Consider the following 25,241-nt stretch of genomic DNA (forward strand, 5'->3'; position numbering starts at 1 on the left):
GCGCGACCCGGCCAATTTGCGGGTTCGGGATCGCTGACTATACGGCCTGGCCACCCGCTCATCGTTCACGCACCTGACCATCGGGTCCTCGATAAAGCGTGCCTGGTTTCAGCGCCTGAGCCTGGGCAACGGTCTTGACCGAGACGACCTTCGGCTTGCGGCCGCTACGAACGCGACTGTCGGTTATGTCCTGACCGCGGCGCTGGTTTGCCGATCGCTCACGATTGTTGCGGGCATACTCGGCAGCCCGCGTCTCGCGTGTCTCTATCATGCTGTCGGTGTTGCGGTCCGCACGAGCGTTGTCCGCCTCGATATTCGCTTCCTGCATGAACAGGCGCACCTGATCCTCGGCGTCTATCGCCCCGAGGCGAATTTCGCGCATCGATGCGACACCGGGAAATTTTGTCGGGAGGAACTGCGATACCGAAGCACCGAGCGGATCGATTCGACGCTGAATGTCGGCGACGGCATCACGGTAGCCCGCTTCATCAGACACACCGCCCAAGCGGCTCGCGGCGTAGCCGAAGGCGTCGCGCTGGAGCTTGAGCCGGTCCGTCGCGCGATCGCGCATCTCGCTGTCGATTTCGAATGCCCGCTTGGGGTCCGCCCGCAGCATCCGAATGAAAGCCTCGTCCTGTGCGGAGGTGGCCTGTCCGAGCGGCGAAAAGTCGATTTCCCCATCCCCGTCCAAATCGCGAGGGTCAGAACCCGGCATCGCCTGCGAAACCTGCGGCTGCGCGGGCGCAGGAGCCGACAGGGGCGCGAAAGCCTCGCCGAAGGTCGAACCCGACGCGGCAGGCGGCATAAGCGCATTCTGGGCCACTGGAGCGACAGGCTGGGGGACGCCCGGCAAGCCTGCCAGCGCATTTCCCTGCGGGCGGCCGGCTTGGAAATAATCCACCGTAGCCTGCCCGAACTGACGCTGGCGCTGCATCTCTTGCAGCCTGGCACCCGTTTGCGGGTCCAGTTCCATCACGGTCCTGTTTGCTTCGGGATCGTCGGGATTGATCGAGATTGCCGACATCGCCTTTCGGAGACGCTGATCCTCGCCAAACCGCTGACCGGCTGCAAATCCAGCCAGCGCACTTTGCCCGACCGCTGCCGGATCGTGGAGTGAAGCGAGCGCGTTTTGCATCAGATTCTCCCCATGCCTGCTAGTATGCCGACACCCTGTCCGAGCGCGCCGGTTATTCCACCAATCAGGGCATTGCTGTTATTCGCCCGCGCCACCGCAGCATTTGCCAGCGCATTGCCATTCGCCACCGCGAGATTGCCCGCGTTGTTCGCGTAGGTCGTATTGACGCCCGACATCGCATTCGCCGCCCCGCTGGTGAGGTTTTGCTGCTCGCCGAGCATGTTCCAATAGTTGCCGAACTCGTTGCTGGCGAAGTTCTGGCCGTATTCCTGAGCCGCCTTCATCGCGGCTCCGCTCTGGAGCGTGCCTGCACCGGCATAGCCGCTGTTGAGGGCGTTCATCCCCTCGCCGAGACGGAATTGGTAACCGGTCGAATTACGGAACACGTCGAACGCATTTTGCGCCGTCTGCTGAGCGGATTGCTGGGGGTTGGAGCCAGCGGCAGGCGCAGCGGCGGACGGCAGAGCGCGGCCCTCCTTCTGCCCGTAATTCTGGTAGTGCCACTGCGCATAGGCCTGCGGTGTGGCGAACGTGGAACGCTCGTCGTTATCGTCGAAATACTCCCGCGCCACATCGGGGTTGGCGGTAAGGTAGGCATCCCACTGGCCACCGGACCGCGCGCGGTAGCCGGACGTGTCGGGGTTTGCGCCCTGATACATCGCAAGCGCGTTGACCGGCTGATTGTTGTTTTCTGCCCCGGCGAGCCCGAGCAGCGCATTTCTCGCGTTCATCGCCGGAAGACCCGCGTTATAGATCGGCTGCTGTAGTGCAAGGTTCTCGCCCCGCGCCTGCTGCTGGGCAGCGATCGCCTTATCGTTCGCAGCGGTCTGCGCGTCCGTGCTGCGATTGATCGCCTTGCTGTTCTTGCTCGCGCCGATGGCCGACGCGCCCGCGCCGACAACTCCGACGCCGATTGCTGCTCCTATCGGCATTGCAAAACCTCCATTCCTTCCTGACCCAGCCCCAAGATTGCATCGCCCACATCAACGGCGACCGGGGCGACCGAAAGCAGTGTGATCGGTTGGTATCCGGCGAAGCGCGCCCACAAGCTGTAGAAGGCAGCGCCCTTGCCGGGTTGGCCGCGTTCGAACATCAGCAGTGAGGCACCCACGGCGCGCTCGTGCGCTGCGTCGTGCGGATGCTCCGGCAGGTTCGATCCCGCCTCGCGCTTCGCCGTTTCTAGTAGCGAGTGGAACCGCTCGCCGTGCGTCTCCAGCGACGGGTTGTTCATTGCCCATCGCATGATCGGGACTTCGCAGAACTCGGTAGCTCCGAGCAATTCGTGATTGCGCTCGAACAATGCCCGCAGCGATCCGGCCCGCGCAAAGCCCTTCGCGGCCTTGTTCGATTTGGGAACCTTCGACCAGATCGCTACGCAGTCGGTGCGGGTGAATACCCACTCCATAGCGGATCGCATTGCTGCGATCGTAGCGCTGCCGCGACCGGGCTTGAACATTGAATGCACTTCGAGATTGCCCGGCGACAAAGGCGTAAGAACGAATCCACCGTGTTCACCGACCAAGGCAAAGTTGGTGGGATCACTTACCAAATCGCTCAGGTCCAAATCGCCTTCACCGCCCAATGTTGGTCGGACGGCAGGATCATTCGCAACTTCGTTCAGCGAGGATGCGTCGAAGGTCCGACGAATAGTCATTGGGTCCGGCTCCACTCCACAAGCTCTCTGGCTTGCGCGTGAACCTCAGCAGGAAGTTCCTCGGCATGGGAGGCAACAATCGCAGCCATTTGTTCGTCGCCATCGATCGCCATCAGCTCTGACAACGCAAGCGCCCGCGCGGCGAATGGCACACCTGCATCTGCCAGGCCGTTCCGGGTGAGATCGGCCGCTATTGCGTCGTAAAGATAGACAGCTTGGCGGCGATCGGGGGTTTGCCCTTGCGCCGCAGCAAGTCGAATGAACGTTAGAGCTTCAACAAGCGAAATGAGGCGTGTGACACCTGAGCTTGCCTCTGCATCCACGTAGGCCGCGTTTGCCAGAACCCGGAGTGAATCTCTGTCACCGAATGCCGCAGCTACGATTGGCGAGGCATGGGGATTGCTCTGATCTGCTTTCCGTAGAGCATCAGAGAGGATGCTGCCGAGCGTAAGACCGCCGCTCATTTGTCGCCGCCTCTCGGGTGAACCAGCAACCCTGGATCTATGTATCCGATCAAACCGGCGTCAGACGCGCGTCGGGCCAACTCCGCTCTGAAAGCGGAATCGGCCCGAGAACTCATGTGGACATCCTGCAACACTCAAACACCTCTGTCATCACGACGATGTGTGCTTCGTCGGTAGCACAGAAATTTTGCAAGGTCCACCCCTAGGCTGGGCCAGATTGGACGGACAACGCCGATGAGCTGGCGAGCTATGTGAGACATCCGCCCGCGGGCGGTTGGTCATTGTCGAGGTATCTAGTAAGCCTGCGCTGTCCTATCAGGACCTGAAGCCCCGCCGATCATGCAACCCCGGCGGGGCTTCTTGGCACTAGCCTAGTCGCACCATCCCTCCCGACGCCCGCTCCATGTCCGTGCGAGCCCATCGGCTACCAGTTGGTCGCCGATTGAGCCGCGGCTGTTCGTGAAGATGGCAAGGGTTCTAAGTTCCGCTAAGACTCCCGTTAGCTTTTCGTGCTATCGGCAGACACCTGACCATGATCGGGGTGGGCATGTTCAATTCGTCGAGCATCTTTGCTGTTCTCGCGCTGTTCGGCCTCATGGGCTCAAGTCCGGCAATGGCAGCAGAAATCTCTGCGGTGGAGCTCGATTCAGAGCTGGTAGCCATCGCAATTGAAGGCGAAATTGCCAGTGGCGATGGCGCGACATTTCGACGCGAGGCTGCCAAACACGAAGCGGCGGTGGTTCTGCTCGACAGCGAGGGTGGGTCGACGCTTGACGCGCTCGAAATCGGAGAAGCGATACGGCTGCGGGGCTTCTCCACTCTCGTTATAAATGATGCCGTATGCGCGTCGGCCTGCGGTCTGATTTGGCTAGCGGGAACGCCCCGGCTCCTATCGCAGTCTGCGCAAGTTGGGTTTCACGCGACCTACATCGACGAGCAAGGCAGGAAGTTGGAGTCGGGTGTCGGAAACGCCTTGGTCGGGCGATATCTCACCGTGCTGAATCTCCCCATGAAGGCGATTGTTTTCGCAACGATGGCCTCGCCCAATCAGTTGAACTGGCTCGATCGGTCAAACTATCTCGAGGCGGGTATAGACACTCAACTCATCGAAGATTTCGACGGCGGCTCTGGCGATGAAACCGCTACGGCGCCCCAACTGCCACCTCCAATCCGCACTTATCCAACACAATCAAGAGCGACTGATACATCGGAATGGGCAAGTATCGGGCACTGGCGGGTGATGGTCGATAAGACGCTTGGTGATTCCTGCTTTTTGATCACGCAATTTGAGGACAATACGAACTTTCGGATCGGGTTCGATCGGAAAAACGGTGGCCAAAATTATCTTATGCTGGGCAACGAGGCTTGGGGATCGCTCAATGTGGGCGACCAGCACGGGATGACATTTCAATTCGACGCTGAATCGCCTTGGGAGGCGCAGGCCGAGGTAGTTGATCTCAATGGCTACGTTGCCTTGATGGTGTCTTTTTCGGATAGCGCGTTCTGGGTGGAATTCGCGATGTCCGAATGGCTCGATATAGCAACAGGCTCGCGCAACGTGGCAACGTTGACTTTGGATCAGTCTCGTCCGGCACTGGATTCCCTGATTGAATGCCAGCAGCATTATAGCGCTCAGTGGGACGGCAGAGATCCGTTCGCAGGGTAGCAGGACGCCGAACCTCTGAGCCCGCGCGCCGTCTGAGGATGGGGATTGGCAGCGCTTTCGGAAAGCGACATACTTCAAGCGATGCCAGTGCTCGAACGTCTCGAATCCCCAAGTCGGTCAGGTGGCGCACTCGATCGCTGGAAGCGTGGTGCGACCGTCGCCTTGCTCATAGTTATCGGAATGCTTCCGGGCGCCGTCGCCGCGGCGATTGTAGGCGTCGCAGTTGAGTGGCTGGCAGGCGAAACGGCGGCCGTGATTGCCGGAGTAGTTACGTTTGCGATTGTGGGGCCTTGGGCGCTCGGTCAGCCTTGGCTTGTCCGCCAGATCGGTAGCCTGGCCAGGGCAGCAGCCTAGCCCTCATTCTCTCGGGCTGGGACCGATACACTCACTCGATCTGCGCGCTGCGCAAATTTTGCTCCGGCATCCGAAAGCGCTTTCGCCATCGCCTCAACAGATGCTGCGCCAACGGTTTCGCCGAGTTCAAATCGAGCGACAGTAGCCCTCCCGACCTTTGCCGCAGTTGCCAGATCGGTCAGGGACCATTTCAGCGCGGCTCGAGCCATGCGGGATTGCGTCGGGGTCATAGAGATAACGATAGTATCATATCGGGGTTGACGCAAGCCAGCGCCCAATGATAACAACGTTATCGCTTGAAGTAGTTTCAAGCGGGCCGAGCGGAAGCTGGAACCTTCCGACCCGGCCCTATCGCAACCCTGTCTGAGAGGGCGCAACTATGAGCGCAGGTAGCACAATCATCAATTTCGCAGAAGCGCGACAGCGCTTCGCCGGACGGCGCCGATCTAAAGCTGACCGGGACAAGCCCGAGTGGTGCGACGACATAGCGACCCTCGCTGCATACGCCGAAATGGTCCGGGCTGAGCACGACGCCGAGTCAGCACGCATCCGCTTTGAGCGAACGCGCGAGAAGATCACCGAGCACTGGTGGGAAGGCCCCGAGGATATCCAGAGCCGCATCAACAAAAACAACGCCCAATGGACCAAATACATCGCGCTGCTTGCATACCTCGCCGTGTTGCCGGCCAAGACCCGAAGCCAAGCGCGGGTGAAGCGCAGCGCAATTCCCAAGATGTGGCTGAATGCTGATCGCGATAGCGAGGGCATCAAACCGGGAACCATCGGGGCTAGCTTTGCAGCCATGCGCGAAGGTTGCCTTCTCGACGACCATCTCTTCCCGCCCAGCCTGAAGCTGGCGCGGAGGTGACGACTAATCTCAATGGGAGAACGACGATGAAGGAATTTGGACACTTCAACCTGCCGGCCCCGATCATCAAGGACCCTCATGGCGCGATTGAGGATGAGCGTGGCCGACTATGGATCACCCAAAAGTTGGTTGGCGAGTTACAGGGCGGCATCGAGCGCCTCGACGAGATCGCGCGCAAGCATAAGCACAACCCGCAATCGCTCAGCGATGATGTTTTCGTCGTGCGCGCAGAGGCGCTCAGCGCCTTAGCGGAAGCCATCGACGAACGCCTCGATCACGCACTGCAGATGCACGACGCTATCGTCGACCACCTGAACCGAGAAGCCCACGCAAAGGCAGAGTGATGCCGCCTGTAGGGCCGGGTCATGTCCGGCCCTCGAATGGCATCATTGCCGAAGCCGAAAAAAGGAATTCACCCATGCAATACAACACGACAATGGCCCACAGCGACAAGCGCCGGAAGTGGGAAGAGGCTTATGCCGCGCACGATGCCTTCGCCGAAGCCGGTGATGACGGCACCGATTTTGGCGGCACGGCCATCGCCGACCGAGCCAACGAAGCTGAGTCTCAACTCTTTCATGAGTATCTGACCCACCCTTCTACTACGCCAGCCGAGATGCAGGACAAGTTGACGACGATGCGCAAGCGCGGACCGCTTCATCTCGAGAACCTTTGCTGGAACGAAAAGGACATCACCGCTTACCTCGATCTTATCGAACGGGATCTGATCAATATGGTCCGCCCGAATGTTTCGAAGGCGGTTGCCGACGCATTCGATGCTTGGTCGCGGGCTCACGAGGTTTACTGGTCGCGCAGCGATTGGTCTGATGATGCTTCCTCGTCGCTTTGCGAAACCGAGGATGCCGCGGCACAGACCCTCCATGCCGTGCCTTGCACCACCCCGGGCGACTTCATCGCTAAGGCGTATGTCGAGTTGATGAGCGAATATGGTGCGCAGGGCCACGGACCTAGCGGTCTCGCTTTCGCAGTCGCGGAAACGAACATCGGCCGGGACGCCGATCGCATGAAACTTCGGGATATCATCGCCAGCGATCTCGGTTGCTGCATGACTGCGCTCGGAACGACGGATTTCGATGCCGGTCGCTGGGTTGCTGCAGCCCGCCTTCATGGCAAGCAAGTCAGTTTGATGCTTACAGATACGGGGCGTCAGCTTTCCTTTGGCGACCCCGGTGGGACCGGCATGCTGGACGCTCTTCAGCGCCTCACCGCTAATGGCTTGAAGATGATTTCGAAAGAACGCTGCATCGCAATCGCAGACGAGGTGGAAGCGAACCATCGGGACCTCGTTTATCGTAGTCAAGCGCTCGAACCTGCCTGAGCGTAATTGATGAAAGGGCAAGGAATCCTGCCTTTCGAAAGCGCCCTGTCATCGCTGTCCTCTTCCGGCGGTGGCAGGGTCCATTCCTTTGCGCAAAGCCTGGCGCTGTCAGAAAGCTTTACGGACGCGCCATGGTGGCAGGAGCTCTACCGCAGGGCCTTCCCGACCATGGTCAGTGCAGTAAGCGTCCGTCAGGACGGCTGGGCGCAACGTGGCGGCATCGATCGCGTGATCACGCTTGCGTGTGGACGGGTTTTCACCGTCGACGAAAAGGTGCGCACAAACGACTGGCCAGATATTCTGCTCGAGCGATGGAGCGACGAGCAGCGAGCTAAGCCCGGCTGGATCCAGAAGCCTCTCGCTTGCGACTTCATTGCCTATGCGTTCGCGCCCAGCCGCCGCTGTTATCTGCTCCCGGTTGCGCCCCTGCAACGAGCATGGCGGATGAACGGGCGGCACTGGATCGAGCAGTTTGGTGAGAGGCGAGCCCAGAACGTCGGCTATCGTTCGAACAATGTGCCTGTGCCGATCCAAACGCTGATGGATGCGGTCGCTGCGGCGATGGTTCTTTGAACCTGAGCCAGCCGATCACTCGCGATGGTATTCACAATTATCAAAGGTTTTTCTGCCAGCCCTCTTCTTGGGAGGATAGCCGGAGATGAAACTGGGCATTGCAGCCATTCTGCTCGCCGGTGCGTCGAGTTCCGCAGCCGATGACGGGTTAGTCAAGGGCTACGAAGCTGGTCAGTCATGGGCCGCCGACGGAGTTCCCGCACGGTGCATGATCGAAGTGTCCCTGCCAGCGGATAAAGCCTCACTGGAGACGGAAAGGGGGCGAGAAGGCGCTGCAATGAAGGCTCAAATCCTAGCAGGCCTTTTTCGGATCAAGGTGAAGAATATGGACTCGTTGGTAGGGCTGCTGGAGCGCAGATTCGCCCGTGATCAAGATCTGTATGATAATGGTTTGATCAGCGAGAATGAGTATCACGAGAGGGTCACTCGTGAGAAGAGAGCCAATGATGAGTCGATCGCGTCAATCTCCAACGCCATGCGGCGGTATCCGTCATGCGATTTTTTCAAGCGTATGACCTTCTCTCCCACGGTTAGGAAGGCGAAGGCGCTGATACACGAGAATGCCAGCGAGTAGGCCGACTTAGCTCTCCGAATGCGAGTATCATGCATTTGAGGCGGCCCGTCCGAAGATGCAGACCCGGTGGCGAACCTACAGCTCCCACAACACGGGTAGACCCCTCCCGCAAGTTCTGTTCCGCCGCGATGTAACACCGAACTGCACGACATGGGCAACACCGCCGTCGAACAGCAACTGACGCGATGATCGGAGGAATTGCGCCAATCCGCCGGCGTGGGCCATCCCGATGCGCACCCCGAACAGGCCTTCATCAGACCAGCCGTTCCGCACCGCATAGCCGGCATGGTTCTCGTAGAGCCAACACGCATCGTCCGTGATCGTGAGCCAGTCGTTGAGAGACCAGCCCGGCGGCGGCGCGAACTGGTCGATGGCCGACAGTCGAGCGTGCCACTCCCGCAAGACCACGGCTGGATTTCGCGGCATGGGAACGAGCGCGCCCGTACCGTTTGTGCCAATAGTGCCGTTAGAGGGGCTTTTGGCGCTAATGGCACTATTGGCACGCTCATCCTCGTTCGCGATCTCGCGAGCGCGCTCAGCCCATTTACCCATCGGAATACACCCCAGGGTTGACGGTAAAGTTTGCCGCCTTCCTGCCTGGCGTATTTCCTTCACGGTCCGGTGAGGGCCTGATCCAATCCGCTTCGACCAGCTGCGAAAGTGCTGCCTCCAGATCGTCGGCCTTTTTCGGACCGGGATAGCCGGCGGCGCGGCGCATGGTTCGGGCGTTGAACTGCCTCTGTCCCATGCGAAGAATATGCTTGGCCAGCACGGCTGCATCGCGCTCGGCCTGCGGCAAAGCCGCATCGCCATACGTGCGCAGCGCCATCGGCTTGGCATATTCCTCGACGAAATCGGCGGCGAGCATGACCGTTCGGGCACTGATCGTCGCGGGCTCGGCTCCCTCGCCTCGATCGGCCCATTGCAGGAGCTCGATGATCAACGAAAGGCGAAGCACCACGCCCTTCATCTTTCCGCAGAAGTTCTTGAACAGGGATCCGCTGTCATCGAGATCAGCATCGTTGTCGCGTGCCCACTCATCGAACGCATCAGCGGCATCAGAAGCGAGTGTGAGAACACGAGCAGTGTTGTTACCATCCTCCCCTTGCGCCCAAGCGAGACCATCCAGCCGACGATACATCGCCTCCAGCCTGCGCTCATCGCCGCATCGCGAGGGACGGCGGAACGGCCGCGGTTCGGGCCATGCCAACAGGAATCGGGACAACAGCCCGTCGTCAGCACCCGCAATCAGATCAGCCATCTTGTCGGGCTGAATGCCTCCAGATACCGACACGCCGGAAAACGCGATCGATATCGGATTGTCCTGGCCTTTCCTGTCGATGACAAACGGTCGGCCGCCGAACGCCTCGATCCAGAACTGCCGCCCTCCAGGGGCGTAGCGATCGAAGCTTGCCAGCCAGCCGGAGAGTTCATCACGATAGTGAAGCGTGCCGGCTGGGTTGCCGGCGAGGATCGAAGCCATCGCTTCCGGCGTCACGTCCTTCACCACCATGCGCCGCCGCTGGGGCTTGTCGGGGTCGACAGCGTCATCAGGCATGCGGGGAGTGCCGATACCCTCCTTGGTCGCTGCCTTGACTGCCTCTTGCCACTGGCTGCGCTCCGCCTTGGCGCGCTCGACATCGCCCGACCAGTCTTGCAGCGCGTCCACGTGCAACCCGCGATACTCTTCCTCGAGGCGCTTGAATGGTCCCTCCATCACGCACTCGAGCCCCGACGACTTGTTGGACGAGGGATCGCCAACGCCAGCTACCCAGAGGATCGCTGGCTCACGCCACTGCGGAATGTTTGCATAAGGCTGGACCTTGCGCTTTCCCCCGATCAAAGAGGCAGCCGACGCCAGCAAGCTAAGTGCAGGATAGTCAGGCGCCGAACCTGCGCCCTCGGCAAACCCCTCAATCATCAGCCACAGGTCGCCGAACATATCGCCAGGCATGGCGACGGCGCGACGCCTACCCGCTGTCAGAACGGACATATCGGGCGCCGGCCAGATGCTCACTGGCTCGGCACTTGCGAATGCCTCTTTCATGGTCGCTGCAGTCATGCGCGCCCCCTCAATTCGTCGTTGAAATCCTTGTGCGGCGCGACCGGAAAAAATGTCCGGGTCGCTAACCCGCGCTCGGCAAATGCCTGTGCCGCCTTTGCTGCCGCCAACCGCCCCGCATGATCTCCATCTCCCCCGACCGCGACCACTCGGACTTGATCGGGGAACCGCATCGAAGGCAGCATGGAGGCACCGGCCGCGGCCCACACCGAAACGCCGAGTTCCTGTTGCAGAGTCAGCCCGTCCTCGAGACCCTCGCATACCACCATCTTGGCGGCGGCTGGGCCAAGGCGGATCGCACCGCTCGACACACGGCCGAGCGACAGCTTGGGCTTCGGAACATCGGCCTTTCCTCGCCCATCATCGGCAAGGTAGGTGCGCTGGATGCCTTGGAGCGGTCCACCTGGCGAAGATACGCAGGCCACGAGACAGGGGTATTCCCGACCTCGGCGACCATACGGCAGGCGAGCAAACCGCAGGTTGAGCGGCGCATCGATCCGAATTCCTCGCCACCGCAGATAGGCCTCCGCAGGTGTGCCATCGACGGGATCAGCAGCGCGCCAGATCGTTCGGGCTTCATCCACCCGATCGCTTACGTCGTTGGCAGGTGGCAAGCGGGGCACATCGACTTTCGGGACATTCCCACCGGTCAACATGGCGGCTGCCTCGACAAGCCCGACGCCATGCATCGCCCCGACGAAATCCAGAACATCGCCATGCGCGCCGCAGCCGAAGCATTGGTAGCGTTTGCCGTCGTCGAAGACCGTAAAGCTCGGCGTGCGATCGCTATGGAATGGGCAACATGCCTTCCATTCCTTTCCGGCGCGGATTAATTTGACGCCAACACCAGCCGCCACTGCAGAGAGCGGATGATCGACGCGGATTTGGTCGAGATCGAGAGTGCGCTTTGCCCGGCTGGCACGATGAACGGCGCTCATTGCCCCAGCCTCCGGTCATGCGCGCGGGCGAGGCGGTCGAGCCAGAAACGCTGCCCTGGCGACAATTCACCCTCGTGGACCGCGATGGCCTGCAAAAGCCGCGCGTCGGCATTGCTCAAACCCTCGCGACCTCGGAGGATTTGCAAGGCCGTATGTTGGTCCAAGGAGACAAACCGCATTCCGGTGTCTGGCACCGGATAGAACCAGCTACCGTCCCAAGGTTGAAGCGCACGGGCGAGATCGGGATCGTGTGCGGTCATTTCGCACCGTCCCGGCCGACCTTGGCCAATGCGTTGGGTTTCCGTTCGCTATCGTTGCGTGCGAAGGCAGCCATTGCCTGCGTCCACATTGCGTCGGCGTCAGTGCGAGATAGCTTTCCGCGACCAGCAAAGCCGCCACCGTTAAGCCAGTCGCTTGCATCGGTCGGAAGGCATCTGCGCCCGATGTCCCATCGATTGCGCGCCGACCACAAGGCATCCTCGAAGCGTTGCAGTTCCGAACCGTTCTCGCTAAGTTGATCGCGCTCTACGCCGCCAAGCTGAGCACTCACATTGGAGCCGTTCGATCCCTTCCCCAAGGTCAGGATCGGGCGGCTTCGGCCTTTACGGTTGGCCGAAACACCATCCTTGATGTGCTTCACCGGTCACGCGACCTCGCCAAGCATGGCGCGGATGCTCTTGGTCTTAACCAGCGTTCGACGGCCAACCTTTACAGTTTCGAGCTTACCGTCGCTGATCAGCGCGTAGATGGTGGTAGTACCTAGTCCGGTCGCCCTCTTGGCGCCTTCGATCGTCGTAGTGATAGGTTCCATTGTCGCCTCCAATTTCGCTGGAAAGCCAGCGGGCGACAGCGAAATTGTCAGGACCGAAACGCGCAGGGAAACACGCGCTGCGCGCACAACACGCGCATTTCTACGCGCGTTTCGCCGGCCTCCCGGTCATGCCTTTGGTATTGCGACATTCAGACCAGAAGTCGCGAAAGGCTTGGTTGCCCCAACCATGTTCAGCAAACTGCGGCTTGAACACTTTGCGCCAAGCTTCTTCCCGATTTGCAATTGGGCAGGCGGCGATTTCAGCCTTCATCTTCTCCGGGCTCCAACGCTCTGGGGTCGGTGCCGGATCCACGGGACCAGATAGGCCCGTCTCGCCGAACGCGACAATCATTTCGTCCCGCGGGAAGCATACGTCGTAGAAAAAAGTCACCCGTTTCGTGTCATCGAGAAAGTCCCAGAACTGCTCACGATAGCCGGCTTTTGTAAGATCGCTGGTGCGCCCGCTATCAATCTCCGCGCCGTACCAAGCAGACAATTCGATCACTTCAGGAGGAGTGTCGAGGCTACGACGCCCTAACGCCGAGACGGCGCGATTGTTGATTGCGCGCAGCAAGGGCTCCTCTAAGCCTGAGAGTTTTTGGAAATCGAACTTCCTGGACTCACCGAAGATCGCGCTGTAAACGCTACTGACTGCTGCGATAGCGATGTGCTCTGCGATGCTCCCCCCGATTCGAGGGTAGCCGTCTAAGACCATCACTGCAGCTGTCACAGCACGCGCCCGCGCCTCGTGAGGCTGGCTGTAGGCCAATGCGAGTGACCAGGGCCAGAAAGGCTTATCTAGCCATTCTTTAAGGCGCACCTGATCTCCGACAATCGCTTGCGCTTCGCGGGCGTCAGCGGATGACCTTTTCTCGCTCTTGATGCGCTCAGTCTCGATGTGCGTATCAGTCCACTCGTGAAATTGTCGCTGAGAAAGTAGAATGGGTTGGTCGTACATCGAAGGATGCTCTCCCGATTGAGGGTCCCATTTCTGGAGCGATAGGTTGGAGAGGCGATCCTGCTTTTCGTGAAAGAAATACGGGCGCGGTATCCGCCAAATTGTATGATTATCTGCCCGTTGAACGTAAGCTTCGAGCGAGCCTAATCGCAGACCGTTCAGGATCGCCTGATCGGCGAGCCCGTATGGAGCCAGCTTCCTCTTGATCGCTGCCGTGTCAGATGCCGATAAGAGACGTTCACCGACGCGTAGTTGTCGACCTTCACCGTTCGGGTTTGCGAACGCATCGTTTTCGTTTGTGCGTCGACTGAGGTTCCCCCTCAATCCTTGCGCAAGCTGATTAATCGCATCCTCGAGGCCGATCGAAGGGCTGATGGATTCCAAAGAGGCCGGGATAAAACGAGGTGTCATACTAGGTGGCGCCCCCATGCATCGAGAAGCTTTCGGCGCATTTCTACAAATTTCGTCCGCTTATAGGCGCGGATGACCTTGTCCGGCACGGCGTGCGCCAGCGCTGCTTCCACCACGGGTTCGGGTATCTCTGGCATTCTCTCGGCGGCCCAGTCACAAAATGAACTTCGAAACCCGTGCACGTCCCATGGCAGGCCAGCGTCGCGAAGCACCTTATTCATGGTCATGTTCGAGAGCGGAGCGCCACGGCGGCTGGGAAATACAAGCGCCTCAGGCTTCACGTCCGATGCCTCTTTGATCTGCTCGATCAGACTGACCGCTGGAGCGTTTAGCGTGACCGTATGAGCTCTCCGCTCCTTCATGATTTCAGGCGGCCGGTTCCAGTTGCGTTTGGCAAGGTCCAGCTGTCCCCATCGGGCAAAACGAACTTCCCCGGGGCGAGCGGCAGTGAATATCAGGAGAAGAAGTGCTCGACGCCCATTTGTGGGCGCACCGGCCTCCAGCTTGCTGACGAATGCCGGAACTTCCGAATACGGCATCGCAGCGAAGTTTCCTCCTGCCGGCTGGCGAGGAAGCCCGACAGTCACTGCGCGGCTCGGCGCTTCGGTTGACCGCCAGCCTTTGGACTGGGAGAAGTTCAAGACCTGGCCTATCCGCATGCGGACTTTTCGGGCCAGCTCGGGCTTGCTGGTCCAGATGGGCGTCAACACCGAGAGGATGTCCGACGCCTCGACCGTGTCGACCCGCAATCCTCCGATTTTGGGATAGGCATATGTCTCGAGCGACTTGAGAAAGGCAGCCGCGTTCTTCTCGACCCAGCCGGACTTTAGCGCTTCATGCGTTTCCGCGGTGGCTTCCTTGAATGTCGGTGTGGGCCGACGGTCGCGATCCCGCTCAACCACCGGATCACGACCATTGAGGGCGTGCTTTCGAAGCTCCGCTGCCTTCTCCCGCGCCTCCGCTAGCGAGAGCGCCGCGATCGATCCGAGCCCTATATCTCGGCGCTTTCCATCCTTCTGGACGCGAAGCAGCCAAGACTTGGCGCCAGATGGTTTGACGAGCAGATAGAGCCCGGCCCCATCGCCATGGCGACCAGGCTTCGCATGCTGAACCGACTTCGCTGACAGTTTCGCCACGTTGCTCCCTCATTCGTTCCCACACGATAGCGCGGTTGCTGGCGAAAGCCAACGAACGAATGCGAAACATACATAGGACGTCTGTTCCGCCAATCCTTGGCAATTCGGAGGCCAGCGAAAAGTGGCGAATGACTAGTTATAGTCCTGTCGGGTGCGCCATTTTCCTGCCGATTGCCGCAGATCGCGTCGTTCAGGTGCGCAGCGTGGTCCATTTTGCCGAGCCGGCGCTGTTTTCGATCATCGCTTCGATGAAGGCCATCGTGCGCAGGCCTTCGGCGGCGGTGGGGAATGCGGGGCCGGCGCCGTCGCGCACGGCACGGCCGAAGCTGCGATAGAGGTTGGCGAAGGCTTCGATATAGCCTTCGGGGTGCCCAGCGGGCGTGCGCAGTTTCGCGGTCGTCGCGGGGTCGAGGCCGGGGCCGCCGGCGCGGACGATCTCGGCCGGGCGGTCGAGCCAGCGCAGCGTCAGCGTGTTCGGCTCCATCTGCGACCAGTCGAGCCCGCCGTGCTCGCCGTGAATGCGCAGCCGCAGCCCGTTCTCCTCGCCCGCGGCGACCTGCGTGGCGGTGAGCGTGCCGCGCGCGCCGCCCGCGAAGCGCAGCAGCGCGGCGGCATCGTCGTCGAGGCGGCGGCCGGGAACGTGCGTGGCGAGATCGCCACAGAGCGATTCGACCACCAGCCCGGAGACGTGTTCTGCCAGGTGAAACGCGTGCGTACCGATGTCGCCGAGGCACCCGCCCAGCCCCGCGCGCGCGGGGTCGGTGCGCCATTCGGCCTGCTTGTTGCCCTCGCTGTCGATCGGGCGGCTCAGCCAGCCCTGCGAATACTCGACCTGCACCAGCCTTATGCGGCCGAAATCGCCCCGCGCCACGCGCAGCCGCGCTTCCTCGACCAGCGGATAGCCGCTGTAGGTGAACGCCAGCCCGTAGCGCTTGCCGCTGCGCGTCGCCGCCGCGTCGACCGCCTTCGCTTCGGCGAGATCGAGCGCCATCGGCTTTTCGCAGAACACGTGGAAGCCCGCCTCGAGCGCGGCGATCGCCATCGGCCCGTGGAGGTGGTTGGGCGTGACGATCGCGAGCGCTTCCATCCGCTCGTCCGCGGGCAGCGCGGCTTCGGATTGCAGCAAGGCCTCGAGTGTCGGGTAGGCGCGGTCGACGCCGATCGCCGCGGCGCTGCGCCGGTTGCGCTCCGCATCACTGCTGAACGCCCCGCACACCAGCGCGAATTCGCCATCGAGCGCCGCGGCCATGCGATGGACCTCGCCGATGAAGGCGCCCTCGCCGCCGCCGACCATGCCGTAGCGGACCTTCGAAATCGCACCCATCGCCTCGGCTACTCCCTATTTATGAAAATTGTTTGCATAATTCACCGCGGAACGGTTACATGGTCCGACCGGCTGTTTCCAGACGGGAGAGGATAATGAAATTTCTGGTCGCCGCGCTACCCGCCGCGGCAGGATTGATTGGGCTGGCGCTTGGCGCGTCGCCCGTGGTGCAGGCCAATCCCGCCAAGGACCCCGGGGCGCAAGTCTTCGCCACCTGCCGCGCCTGCCATACGCTGGATTCTGGCGGCAGGAGCGCGATGGGCCCCAATCTCCACGGTATGTTCGGCCGCAAGGCCGGCAGTGTCGCGGCGTTCAGGAACTATACCCCCGCGCTGAAGGCGTCGGGCATCCGCTGGGATGAAAAGACGCTCGACGAATATCTGGCGAACCCGACCAAGATGGTCCCGGGCACGCGCATGGTGGTGCGCGTCGCCGATCCGGTGAAGCGCAAGCAGCTCATCGCCTATCTCAAGGCGGAAACCGCCAAGTGAGGGGCCCGGCCGTCTTCCTCGCCCAGTTCATGGGCGACGCCGCGCCGTTCGACACGCTGCCGTCCGCCGCACGCTGGATGGCCGAGGCGGGCTATGTCGGGGTTCAGGTGCCCACGTGGGACAGCCGCTGCATCGACCTGCAGCGCGCCGCCGAAAGTCAGGACTATTGCGACGAACTGGCCGGCATCTGCCGCGAGGCGGGGGTCGAGATCACCGAGCTTTCCACCCACTTGCAGGGCCAGCTCGTTGCCGTGCATCCGGCCTACGACGTCGCGTTCGACGGCTTCGCGCCCGAGGCGCTGCGCGGCAAGCCCGCCGAGCGCCAGGCCTGGGCGGTCGAGCAGCTCCACCTCGCGGCGAAGGCGAGCCGCCGGCTGGGGCTCGATGCCCACGCGACCTTTTCCGGCGCGCTGGCCTGGCCCTATCTCTATCCGTGGCCGCAACGCCCCGCCGGGCTGGTCGAGGAAGCCTTCGCCGAACTCGGCAAGCGCTGGCGGCCGATCCTCGACGCCTTCGACGAGGCGGGGGTCGATCTCGCCTACGAAATCCATCCGGGCGAGGACCTGCACGACGGTGCGACTTTCGAGCGCTTCCTCGCCGAAGTGGGCGATCATTCGCGCGCGAACATCCTCTACGACCCGAGCCATTTCGTGCTGCAGGCGCTCGACTACCTCCAGTTCATCGACCTCTATCATGAGCGGATTTGCATGTTCCACGTGAAGGACGCGGAGCTTAATCCGAACGGCCGCTCGGGCGTCTACGGCGGCTACCAGGACTGGGTCGACCGGCCGGGACGGTTCCGCTCGCTGGGCGACGGGCAGGTCGACTTCGGCGGGATATTCTCGAAGCTGACGCAATACGGATACGCCGGCTGGGCGGTGCTCGAATGGGAATGCTGCCTCAAGCACCCGGAGGACGGCGCGCGCGAAGGCGCGCCGTTCATCGCGGCGTACATGATCCGCAAGGCGGACAAGGCGTTCGACGATTTCGCGGGCGGCAGCGATCCGGCGCTCAACCGAAAGCTGCTGGGGCTGACCTGACGGCGAAAACGATAATTCCGAGGGGACTGGACGGGTGATGACGACGACTTTCAACAAGGGCCGGTTGTTCTGGCTCGGCGTGCTTGCCCTGTTCACCGCCGCGTCGGGCCTCGCGATACGCGGCGCGATCGCCGGCGGGCTCAAGGCCGAATGGATCGATCCGATCGCACCGCTGCAGGCGGGCGAACTGATCGCCGCGGCGCTCGGCGCGGCGTTCCTGAGCTTTGCGATCACCCTATTCGTCGCCAGCGCGCTGCTCGACCAGATCGGGATGAAGCGCTGCCTCGTCGGCGCGGGGCTGTGCTTCGCCGCGGGGCCGCTGCTGATCGTCACCGCGGGCAGCGTGGCCGAGGGCATGGGCATCTACACGATCGTCTGGGCCGGCATGCTGCTGAGCGGGATCGGCTGGGGCCTGACCGAAGCCGCGATCAACCCGCTGACCGCGCAGCTCTATCCTGAAGACACCACCCACCGGCTCAACGTGCTCCACGCCTGGTTCCCCGGCGGCATCATCGTCGGCGGCCTGGCGGGCTTCTTCCTCTCCGAAACGCTGCCGTGGCAGGGCATCATGGCGCTGGTGATGATCCCCGCCGTGGCGACCGTGCTGCTCGGCGCGACCACCGCCTTCCCCCCGCCGCTGCGCAAGGAGAGCGGGGTGACCTTCGGCGAGATGATCGCCGAGGTGTTCCGTCGCCCGAGCTTCTTCATCTGGTTCGGTGCGATGTTCCTGACCGCGGCGTCCGAACTCGCGCCGGGCCAGTGGATCGACGTGGCGCTGTCGAACCGCGTCGGGATGCGCGGCATCCTGCTGCTGGTCTACGTCAACGCGCTGATGTTCGTGTTCCGCCATTTCGCGGGGCGGCTGGCGAACTGGATTTCCAATCCCGCGCTGCTGTGGATCTCCAGCCTGCTCGCCGCGATCGGGCTGTTCATGCTCGGCCAGGCGCAGTCGCCCGTCGCCGCGATCCTCGCTTCGACCGTCTGGGGCCTCGGCGTCTGTGTGATGTGGCCGACGATGCTCGCTTCGGTCGGCGAGCGCTATCCGCGCGGCGGCGCCTGGGCGATGGGTCTGGTCGGATCGGCGGGCGCGCTCGCCAGCTTCTTCGTCCTGCCCCAGCTCGGCGCGATGTACGACCAGGCCAAGATCGACTTCGCGGGCGGTCCCGAGGCGTTCGCCGCGCTGACCGGCGACGCGCGGCTCGCAGTCGAGGATCTCGCGGCCTCGCTCTCGTTCGAGCGGCTGGCGATCCTCCCGGTGATCCTGCTGGTCGTGTTCGGTCTCGTCTGGCTGCGCGAACGGGGGAAGACCCGCGCGCAACTCGCGGGCAGGGCGGGATGAACCTTTCGCGCCGCTCCCTGCTGGCAAGCGGCGCGGCCGCCGCGGCGGCCGCTGCTGCGCCCGTGGCGGCGCGCGCGGCGGGTGGCAACGCGGCGCGGTTCTCGCTCGGCTATGCGCCGCACGAAGGCTCCTTCGCGAGCCGCGGCGACCGGCTCGAGCAGATCGCCTACGCTGCCGACCAGGGCTTCATTGCGTGGGAAGACAACGAGGCGGCGGGGCGCAGCATCGCCGAGCAGACCGCGATGGCGCGCGCGCTCCGGCAGCGCGGGATGACGATGGGCGTGTTCGTCGCCAGCATGCCGCGCTGGGGCGATTTCCGCCCGCAGCTCGGCGGCGACGACGACGCGGATCGCGCGGCGTTCCTTGCCGATATCCGCGCCTCGATCGAGGTCGCGAAGCGGCTGAACGCGAAATGGATGACGGTCGTCCCCGGTTTCCTCGACCGCCGGCTGCCGCTCGAAATCCAGACCGGCCGGATCGTCGACACGATGCGCCGCGCGGCGGAGATCGTCGAGCCGCACGGCCTCGTCATGGTCATGGAGCCGCTCAACACGCTGGTGAACCACCCCGGGGTGTTCCTGCGGACCGTGCCGCAGGGTTTCGCCGTGGCGAAGGGCGTCGACAGCCCGGCGGTGAAGGTGCTGGCCGATCTCTACCACGAGCAGATCCAGGCCGGGAACCTGATCGCCACGATGGACACGTGCTGGGACGAGATCGCCTATCTCCAGTTCGGCGACAATCCAGGGCGCGACGAACCCGGCACGGGCGAGATCAACTATCGCAACGTCGTCCGCTGGCTGCGGGCGCGGAACTTCGCCGGGGTGATCGGCATGGAACACGGCAATTCGGTGGACGGTCGCACGGGCGAGGAGCGGCTGGTCGCCGCCTATCGCGCGATCGACGCGGCATGAGGAGACAACACGTGAAAGCAATCGGAACGACCGCCGCGATCGCCCTCGCGGCCCTGTCGGGGAGCGGCGCGATGGCGCAGGACAAGCCCGGATTTCGCGATACCCCGACTCTGCCCGGCAGCCAGTGGAAGGTCCACGACGCCGATCGGCCGCATCCCGAAGCCGTCACCCCCGGCGCGACACCGGGCGCGCCGCCGTCCGACGCGGTGGTGCTGTTCGACGGCAGCTCGATGGACGCCTGGACCCCGACCGGCCAGCCGTGGACGCTGGCAGGCGGAGCCATGACGGTTCCGGCGCGCGCGGAAGGCGAGGACGCGAGCACGCTGGTAAGCAAGGAGAGCTTCGGCGACGTCCAGCTCCACCTCGAATTCCGCTCGCCCAACCCGCCCGAGAAAAGCTCGCAGGATCGCGGCAACAGCGGCGTGTGGTTCATGGAACGCTACGAGGTCCAGATCCTCGACGGCCACGACAACCCGACCTATGCCGACGGCACGGCCGGGGCGATCTACGGCTCGACTCCGCCGCTGGTGAACGCCTCGCGCGCGCCGGGCGAATGGCAGAGCTACGATATCGTATTCGAGCGCCCACACTTCGCGGCTGACGGATCGGTCGAACGGCCCGCCTACGTCACCGTGCTGCTCAACGGCGTGCTGGTGCAGAACCGCCAGCCCTATACCGGCGCGACCGTCTGGCGGCAGCTCGCGCAATACGAACCGCACGAAGATGCCGCACCGATCCAGCTGCAGGATCACGATTCGCCGGTCTCGTTCCGCAACATCTGGGTGCGCCGCCTGCCGGAAGCGGCACGCAGCCACGACGCGCGGGGAGACGCCCGGTGATCGACCGTAGAGACGCCCTGGGTGGCATCGTGGCCATGTTCGGTGCCGCGCTGTTCGCGCCGATCGCGCGCGCCGCGTCGGTCAAGATTCCGGCGATCGACACCGGGCCGCCGAGCGCCGCGGTGTTCACCGATGCCCAGCGGGCGCTGGTCTCCGCGCTCAGCGAGCGGGTGATCCCGACCACCGACACCCCCGGCGCGATCGCGGCGGAAGTCCCGCAGTTCATCGAAAAACTGCTCGCCGACTGGGCCATGCCAGAAGACAAGGCGCCGATCCTCGCCGGGCTCGACGCGATCGAGGCGCGCAGCCGCAGGGACTACGGAGTCACCGCCGCCGAGGTCACGCCCGAACGGCAGGACGCGCTGCTGACGCTGGCGATGGACGATGCACTGCCCGGCGGGGCGGACTTCTTCGACAGGTTCCGCCAGCTCGTCATCACCGGCTACTACACGTCGGAGATCGGCATCATGCAGGAGCGTGAATACCTGCCCGTCCCCGGCCATTACGACGGCCATTATCCCTATACCGCAGACCAGAAGGTGTTCTCGTCATGATGCTCGACCGACGGACCATGCTCGCCGGGACCGCGGCGTTGGCGGCGGCGCTCGCCGCCGGGCCGCTCGCCGCCACGGTTGCGGGCACCGGGCGCAAGATCGGCATCCAGCTCTACACGCTGCGCGAGCTGTTCGCGCCCGACCCCCACGGCACGCTCGAGCAGGTCGCGGCGATCGGCTACCGCGAGGTCGAATACGGCGGGGGCGGTTACGATGCGATGGACCATGCCGCGCTGCGCAAGACGATGGACCGGCTCGGCCTGACCGCGCCCTCGATCCATGCGGGTTACGAAGCGCTCACGGACGAGTTCGACGCCACGGTGGCGATGGCGCGCACGCTCGGCGCCGATACGATCGTAGTGCCGTGGATGGCGGAGGAATACCGCGAACCCGCCGCCTGGCGCGCGGCGGTGGCCGATTTCAACCGGCTGGCCGAGAAGCTGAAGAACGCCGGGCTCGGCTTCGCCTATCACAACCACGACTTCGAATTCACCGTGAAGGACGGCGAGCAAAGCCTGTTCGACATGCTGATCGCCGAGCGCGATCCGGCGTTGGTGGGGATCGAGCTCGACCTGTTCTGGGCGGTCAAGGCGGGGGAGGATCCCAAGGCGCTGATCCGCCGCCTGCCGGGGCAGATCTACGCCTATCACGTCAAGGACATGACTGCCGATGGCGACATGACCAGCGTGGGCGAAGGCACGATCGACTTCGCCGACATCTTCACCCTCAACGACACCGCCGAGGTGCGGCATCTCTACGTCGAGAACGATCAGTCGCCGCCGCCCTACCTGCCCGACATCACCACCAGCTTCGCGGCCCTCAGCCGCCTGAGCGCCTGAACCGACAACGAGGAAGCGAAACCATGGCAGCGACGGACCAATTCGACGCGATCGTCATCGGCTCGGGCGTCAGCGGCGGCTGGGCGGCGAAGGAACTGACCGAGAAGGGGCTGCGCGTGCTGATGCTCGATCGCGGCACGATGGTCGAGCATGGCGCCGATTATACCTACGACGGTGCGCCGCCGCACGAAATCCCCGCGCGCGACCGGATGCCCAAACCGCTGGTCGAAAGCGACTACTTCATCGCCACCCACGGCTACGTCTCGCCGAGCAGCCAGAAGTATTACAACAACGACCGGCTGAACCCCTACGCCTACGACGAAGGCGAGAAGTTCTACTGGATCCGCCCCGGCGCGGTCGGCGGCAAGTCGCTGATCTGGGGGCGCTGGTCGTTCCGCTGGAGCCCCGAGGACTTCGCGGCGAACGCGCGCGAGAACGTCGGCGGGGCGTGGCCGATCGGCTACGACGACATCGCACCGTGGTACAGCTACGTCGAGAACTACATCGGCGTGTCGGGCGGGCGCGAGAACCTGCCGCAACTGCCCGACAGCGAATTCATGCCGCCGATCCCGATGAACGTGGCCGAGGAATGGCTGAAGGAACGGCTCGAGGCGACTTCGCCGGGCCGCAAGCTGATCAACAGCCGCATGTCGAACATCACCGAGGACAAGCCCGAGCAGGGCCGTTCGAAGTGCCAGTTCCGCTCGCAATGCGGGCGTGGCTGCTCGTTCGGGTCGTATTTCTCGACCCAGTCGGTCACGTTGCCCGCGGCGCGTGCGACCGGGCGGCTGACGCTGCGCTCCGACGCGGTGGTGAGCAATCTCGAATACGATCCGCAGACCAAGCGGGTGACCGGCGTGCGCATTATCGACACGCAGACCAACCAGGCCGAAGTGATACCCGCGCGGCTGGTGTTCCTCTGCGCTTCGGCGATGGCTTCGACGCAGATCCTGATGAACTCGCGCATCGCGGGCACGGGTAGGAGCCATTTCGACGCCAGCGGTACGCTCGGCCGCTACGTCATGGACCATATCTTCCGCGTCAGCATCTCGGGCGATATCGCGGGGATGACCGACTACATCGAATACGGCCGCCGCCCCGGCGGGGTCTATATCCCGCGCTTCCGAAACGTCGGGGGCGAGGAAGGCATCGGCTTCAAGCGCGGCTACGGCTATCAGGGCAGCGCCTATCGGTCCCCCGCCAGCCCCGAGGGCTTCGGCGCCGCGATGAAGCACGGCATGCGCAAGTACGCGCCGTGGCGGTTCGGCATGATGGCGTTCGGCGAATGCCTGCCCTACGAGGACAATCGCGTTTCGCTGAGCGAGACCGAAGTCGACCGCTTCGGCATTCCGCTGCTGCGGTTCGACGTCACCTTCCGCGACAACGAGATCCGCATGATGGACGATGCGCGCAGCGAAGGCGAGGCGATGCTGCGCCGCGCGGGGCTGTCGAACGTGAGCAGTTCCCGCGGCGAACACGTGCCGGGCGATGCGATCCACGAGATGGGCGGCGCGCGCATGGGCGCCGACCCGCGCCAGTCGGTGCTCAACAAGTGGAGCCAGGCGCACGACGCGGCCAACCTGTTCGTCACCGACGGTTCGCAGATGGCCTCGGTCTCGTGCGTCAACCCGTCGATCACCTTCATGGCGCTGACCGCGCGCGCGACCGATCATGCCGTCAAACAGCTCGAAGCCGGCGTGATCTAGGGCGCGCGCCTGATGGATATGCGTGTCATTCGCCGCCTTGTCTGGTCGATCCCGCTGATCGCGGCGGGGGCGTGCCATGCGCAGCCGGCAGAAGAGCGCCCGCCGACCGCGTTGCGCGATATGACCGCGACCCATCTGCCGCAGGCGGCGGAACTGCACGCGCTCGATATCGCGCTCGCCGATTTCGACGGCGACGGCGATCTCGATGCCGCGCTGGCGGTGGAGGGCGACGTCAACCGGCTCTACGTCAACGATGGCGAGGGACGCTTCGCGTGGCGCGAAGGGGCGTTCGGGAAAGTCCCCCACGACACCGAGCACGTGCGCGCGGCCGACTTCGACGGCGACGGACACGTGGATGTGGTGTTCGTCGCGGAGGATGACCGGACGCACCAGCTTTTCCTCGGCCGCGGCGACGGTAGCTTCACCGACGCCAGCGACCGCCTCCCGGCGATGAGCGAAGGCAACGGCCTGGCGGTGGGCGACGTGAACGGCGACGGCTTGCCCGATATCGTCGTCGGCAATTCGGGCGACGGCGAAGACGGACGGAACTTCCTCTGGCTCAACCGCGCCGACAGCCCGGGCCGGTTCGCCGATGCCACCGCGACCCACCTTCCCGCGATCGGCAACAGGGCTCAGGACGTGGCGCTCGCCGATCTCGACGGCGACGGCGATCTCGACATGGTCGTGGCGACCGAAGCGCCGCCGACGCGGCTGCTGATCAACGACGGCGAAGGCAGGTTCGCCGAAGCCTCTGACCGGCTCGATCAGGTCACGCCGCTGGAAACGCGCGAGGCGCACGTCTTCGACGCCAACGGCGACGCACGGCCCGACATCCTGCTGCTCAACCTGACCAGCAATGCCGGGGAGTGGGACAAGGACCCCCAGGCACGGCTGCTGGTGCAGGACGAGACCGGCCGGTTCATCGACGAGACGCAGGGCCGCCTTCCCGCCAACCGCTTCTCGAGCTGGGGCGGCGCGGTGATGGATTTCACCGGCGACGGCCATCCCGATCTGATCGTCGGCGCCATCGCGGTCCCCGGGTTCGAGCCCCTGCAGGTTCGCGCCTATGCCAACGATGGCGCAGGTCGTTTCAGCGACGTTACCGCCACCACCGTTCCCCGAAGCACGATCGGCCGGAGCTGGAGCATGGCGACGGCGGACGTGAACGGTGACGGGGTGGACGATCTGTTCGTCGGCGGCTGGGGCACGCAGGCGCGCCTGCTGTTCGGAAGCGCGCCTGCGAACGGCGAATAGC

At 63.5% G+C, this 25,241-nt stretch carries 28 protein-coding genes; 15 read left to right on the top strand and 13 right to left on the bottom strand.

Annotated features, from left to right (window positions below):
• Nucleotides 1–58 precede the first annotated feature (58 nt).
• From ACE3QC_RS09045 to ACE3QC_RS09060, 4 genes are read right to left on the bottom strand one after another with little or no spacing between them, the layout of a single operon-like run.
• Entirely contained in the window at nt 59–1,135 is a 1,077-nt protein-coding gene (locus ACE3QC_RS09045) for a hypothetical protein (RefSeq protein WP_374407421.1), read from the bottom strand.
• Nucleotides 1,135–2,067: a hypothetical protein gene (locus tag ACE3QC_RS09050; RefSeq protein ID WP_374407423.1), complete on the bottom strand. Its 933-nt coding sequence runs from the start codon at nt 2,065–2,067 to the stop codon at nt 1,135–1,137. The genes ACE3QC_RS09045 and ACE3QC_RS09050 overlap by 1 nt, the downstream gene beginning before the upstream one ends.
• Nucleotides 2,058–2,789, bottom strand: coding sequence for a hypothetical protein (locus tag ACE3QC_RS09055; RefSeq protein ID WP_374407425.1), 732 nt, complete (start codon nt 2,787–2,789; stop codon nt 2,058–2,060). The genes ACE3QC_RS09050 and ACE3QC_RS09055 overlap by 10 nt, the downstream gene beginning before the upstream one ends.
• The gene (locus ACE3QC_RS09060; RefSeq protein WP_374407427.1) at nt 2,786–3,253 is read right to left on the bottom strand and encodes a hypothetical protein; all 468 of its coding nucleotides are present in this window, start codon (nt 3,251–3,253) and stop codon (nt 2,786–2,788) included. Before ACE3QC_RS09060 ends, ACE3QC_RS09055 begins: the two co-directional genes overlap by 4 nt.
• A 532-nt stretch (nt 3,254–3,785) precedes the next feature.
• Between ACE3QC_RS09060 and ACE3QC_RS09065 the strand changes: the two genes are divergently transcribed.
• A complete protein-coding gene (locus tag ACE3QC_RS09065) occupies nt 3,786–4,919 on the top strand; it encodes a hypothetical protein (RefSeq protein ID WP_374407429.1) in 1,134 nt (377 codons plus the stop codon).
• Nucleotides 4,920–5,269: 350 nt separating this feature from the next.
• Here the strand turns inward: ACE3QC_RS09065 and ACE3QC_RS09070 are convergent, their stop codons facing one another.
• Nucleotides 5,270–5,503, bottom strand: a complete 234-nt coding sequence (locus tag ACE3QC_RS09070) for a helix-turn-helix domain-containing protein (RefSeq protein WP_374407431.1) — start codon at nt 5,501–5,503, stop codon at nt 5,270–5,272.
• Between the two features lie 149 nt (nt 5,504–5,652).
• Between ACE3QC_RS09070 and ACE3QC_RS09075 the strand changes: the two genes are divergently transcribed.
• From ACE3QC_RS09075 to ACE3QC_RS09095, 5 genes are all read left to right on the top strand, one after another.
• Entirely contained in the window at nt 5,653–6,141 is a 489-nt protein-coding gene (locus tag ACE3QC_RS09075; RefSeq protein WP_374407433.1) for a hypothetical protein, read from the top strand.
• A gap of 26 nt (nt 6,142–6,167) precedes the next feature.
• Nucleotides 6,168–6,485 (top strand): hypothetical protein, encoded by a 318-nt coding sequence (locus ACE3QC_RS09080; RefSeq protein ID WP_374407435.1) that lies wholly within the window; start codon nt 6,168–6,170, stop codon nt 6,483–6,485.
• A 74-nt stretch (nt 6,486–6,559) separates the two neighbouring features.
• Nucleotides 6,560–7,480 (top strand): hypothetical protein, encoded by a 921-nt coding sequence (locus tag ACE3QC_RS09085; RefSeq protein ID WP_374407437.1) that lies wholly within the window; start codon nt 6,560–6,562, stop codon nt 7,478–7,480.
• Nucleotides 7,481–7,489: 9 nt separating this feature from the next.
• Nucleotides 7,490–8,053, top strand: a complete 564-nt coding sequence (locus ACE3QC_RS09090; protein ID WP_374407439.1) for a hypothetical protein — start codon at nt 7,490–7,492, stop codon at nt 8,051–8,053.
• An 85-nt stretch (nt 8,054–8,138) separates the two neighbouring features.
• On the top strand, nt 8,139–8,627 hold the full coding sequence (locus ACE3QC_RS09095) for a hypothetical protein (protein WP_374407441.1): 489 nt from the start codon (nt 8,139–8,141) through the stop codon (nt 8,625–8,627).
• Between the two features lie 75 nt (nt 8,628–8,702).
• On the opposite strand, the gene ACE3QC_RS09100 is transcribed toward ACE3QC_RS09095, so the two are convergent.
• The 8 genes from ACE3QC_RS09100 to ACE3QC_RS09135 all read right to left on the bottom strand — a co-directional run bounded on the left by ACE3QC_RS09100 (nt 8,703) and on the right by ACE3QC_RS09135 (nt 16,267).
• Entirely contained in the window at nt 8,703–9,179 is a 477-nt protein-coding gene (locus ACE3QC_RS09100; protein WP_374407443.1) for a hypothetical protein, read from the bottom strand.
• The gene (locus ACE3QC_RS09105; RefSeq protein ID WP_374407445.1) at nt 9,172–10,689 is read right to left on the bottom strand and encodes a DUF3987 domain-containing protein; all 1,518 of its coding nucleotides are present in this window, start codon (nt 10,687–10,689) and stop codon (nt 9,172–9,174) included. The genes ACE3QC_RS09100 and ACE3QC_RS09105 overlap by 8 nt, the downstream gene beginning before the upstream one ends.
• On the bottom strand, nt 10,686–11,627 hold the full coding sequence (locus ACE3QC_RS09110; RefSeq protein WP_374407447.1) for a CHC2 zinc finger domain-containing protein: 942 nt from the start codon (nt 11,625–11,627) through the stop codon (nt 10,686–10,688). Before ACE3QC_RS09110 ends, ACE3QC_RS09105 begins: the two co-directional genes overlap by 4 nt.
• Entirely contained in the window at nt 11,624–11,887 is a 264-nt protein-coding gene (locus tag ACE3QC_RS09115; protein ID WP_374407449.1) for a hypothetical protein, read from the bottom strand. Before ACE3QC_RS09115 ends, ACE3QC_RS09110 begins: the two co-directional genes overlap by 4 nt.
• Complete coding sequence (locus tag ACE3QC_RS09120) at nt 11,884–12,267, bottom strand: hypothetical protein (RefSeq protein WP_374407451.1); 384 nt, start codon at nt 12,265–12,267, stop codon at nt 11,884–11,886. Before ACE3QC_RS09120 ends, ACE3QC_RS09115 begins: the two co-directional genes overlap by 4 nt.
• Nucleotides 12,268–12,538: 271 nt before the next feature.
• On the bottom strand, nt 12,539–13,807 hold the full coding sequence (locus ACE3QC_RS09125; protein ID WP_374407453.1) for a hypothetical protein: 1,269 nt from the start codon (nt 13,805–13,807) through the stop codon (nt 12,539–12,541).
• The gene (locus ACE3QC_RS09130; RefSeq protein WP_374407455.1) at nt 13,804–14,943 is read right to left on the bottom strand and encodes a tyrosine-type recombinase/integrase; all 1,140 of its coding nucleotides are present in this window, start codon (nt 14,941–14,943) and stop codon (nt 13,804–13,806) included. Before ACE3QC_RS09130 ends, ACE3QC_RS09125 begins: the two co-directional genes overlap by 4 nt.
• Before the next feature lie 190 nt (nt 14,944–15,133).
• Nucleotides 15,134–16,267, bottom strand: a complete 1,134-nt coding sequence (locus tag ACE3QC_RS09135) for a Gfo/Idh/MocA family protein (RefSeq protein WP_374407457.1) — start codon at nt 16,265–16,267, stop codon at nt 15,134–15,136.
• A 95-nt stretch (nt 16,268–16,362) separates the two neighbouring features.
• On the opposite strand from ACE3QC_RS09135, the gene ACE3QC_RS09140 reads away from it, so the two are divergent.
• Genes ACE3QC_RS09140 through ACE3QC_RS09180 form a run of 9 tightly spaced genes read left to right on the top strand, consistent with a single transcriptional unit; the run spans nt 16,363 to nt 25,240 of the window.
• Nucleotides 16,363–16,758 carry a cytochrome c family protein gene (locus ACE3QC_RS09140; protein ID WP_374407459.1) on the top strand — a complete coding sequence of 132 codons (396 nt, stop codon included), beginning with the start codon at nt 16,363–16,365 and terminating at the stop codon, nt 16,756–16,758.
• A 29-nt stretch (nt 16,759–16,787) separates the two neighbouring features.
• Nucleotides 16,788–17,798 (top strand): sugar phosphate isomerase/epimerase family protein, encoded by a 1,011-nt coding sequence (locus ACE3QC_RS09145; RefSeq protein WP_374408042.1) that lies wholly within the window; start codon nt 16,788–16,790, stop codon nt 17,796–17,798.
• 37 nt (nt 17,799–17,835) lie between these two features.
• Nucleotides 17,836–19,137, top strand: a complete 1,302-nt coding sequence (locus ACE3QC_RS09150; RefSeq protein ID WP_374407461.1) for a sugar MFS transporter — start codon at nt 17,836–17,838, stop codon at nt 19,135–19,137.
• Nucleotides 19,134–20,048: a hydroxypyruvate isomerase family protein gene (locus tag ACE3QC_RS09155; RefSeq protein WP_374407463.1), complete on the top strand. Its 915-nt coding sequence runs from the start codon at nt 19,134–19,136 to the stop codon at nt 20,046–20,048. Before ACE3QC_RS09150 ends, ACE3QC_RS09155 begins: the two co-directional genes overlap by 4 nt.
• 11 nt (nt 20,049–20,059) lie before the next feature.
• On the top strand, nt 20,060–20,887 hold the full coding sequence (locus ACE3QC_RS09160) for a DUF1080 domain-containing protein (RefSeq protein WP_374407465.1): 828 nt from the start codon (nt 20,060–20,062) through the stop codon (nt 20,885–20,887).
• A complete protein-coding gene (locus ACE3QC_RS09165; protein ID WP_374407467.1) occupies nt 20,884–21,441 on the top strand; it encodes a gluconate 2-dehydrogenase subunit 3 family protein in 558 nt (185 codons plus the stop codon). The genes ACE3QC_RS09160 and ACE3QC_RS09165 overlap by 4 nt, the downstream gene beginning before the upstream one ends.
• Complete coding sequence (locus tag ACE3QC_RS09170; RefSeq protein WP_374407469.1) at nt 21,438–22,280, top strand: sugar phosphate isomerase/epimerase family protein; 843 nt, start codon at nt 21,438–21,440, stop codon at nt 22,278–22,280. Before ACE3QC_RS09165 ends, ACE3QC_RS09170 begins: the two co-directional genes overlap by 4 nt.
• A gap of 23 nt (nt 22,281–22,303) precedes the next feature.
• On the top strand, nt 22,304–23,986 hold the full coding sequence (locus ACE3QC_RS09175) for a GMC oxidoreductase (protein ID WP_374407471.1): 1,683 nt from the start codon (nt 22,304–22,306) through the stop codon (nt 23,984–23,986).
• Between the two features lie 12 nt (nt 23,987–23,998).
• On the top strand, nt 23,999–25,240 hold the full coding sequence (locus ACE3QC_RS09180; protein WP_374407473.1) for an FG-GAP repeat domain-containing protein: 1,242 nt from the start codon (nt 23,999–24,001) through the stop codon (nt 25,238–25,240).
• The last annotated feature ends 1 nt before the right edge of the window (nt 25,241 follow it).

The organism is Pelagerythrobacter sp. (assembly GCF_041912895.1).
Classification (GTDB): domain Bacteria; phylum Pseudomonadota; class Alphaproteobacteria; order Sphingomonadales; family Sphingomonadaceae; genus Pelagerythrobacter.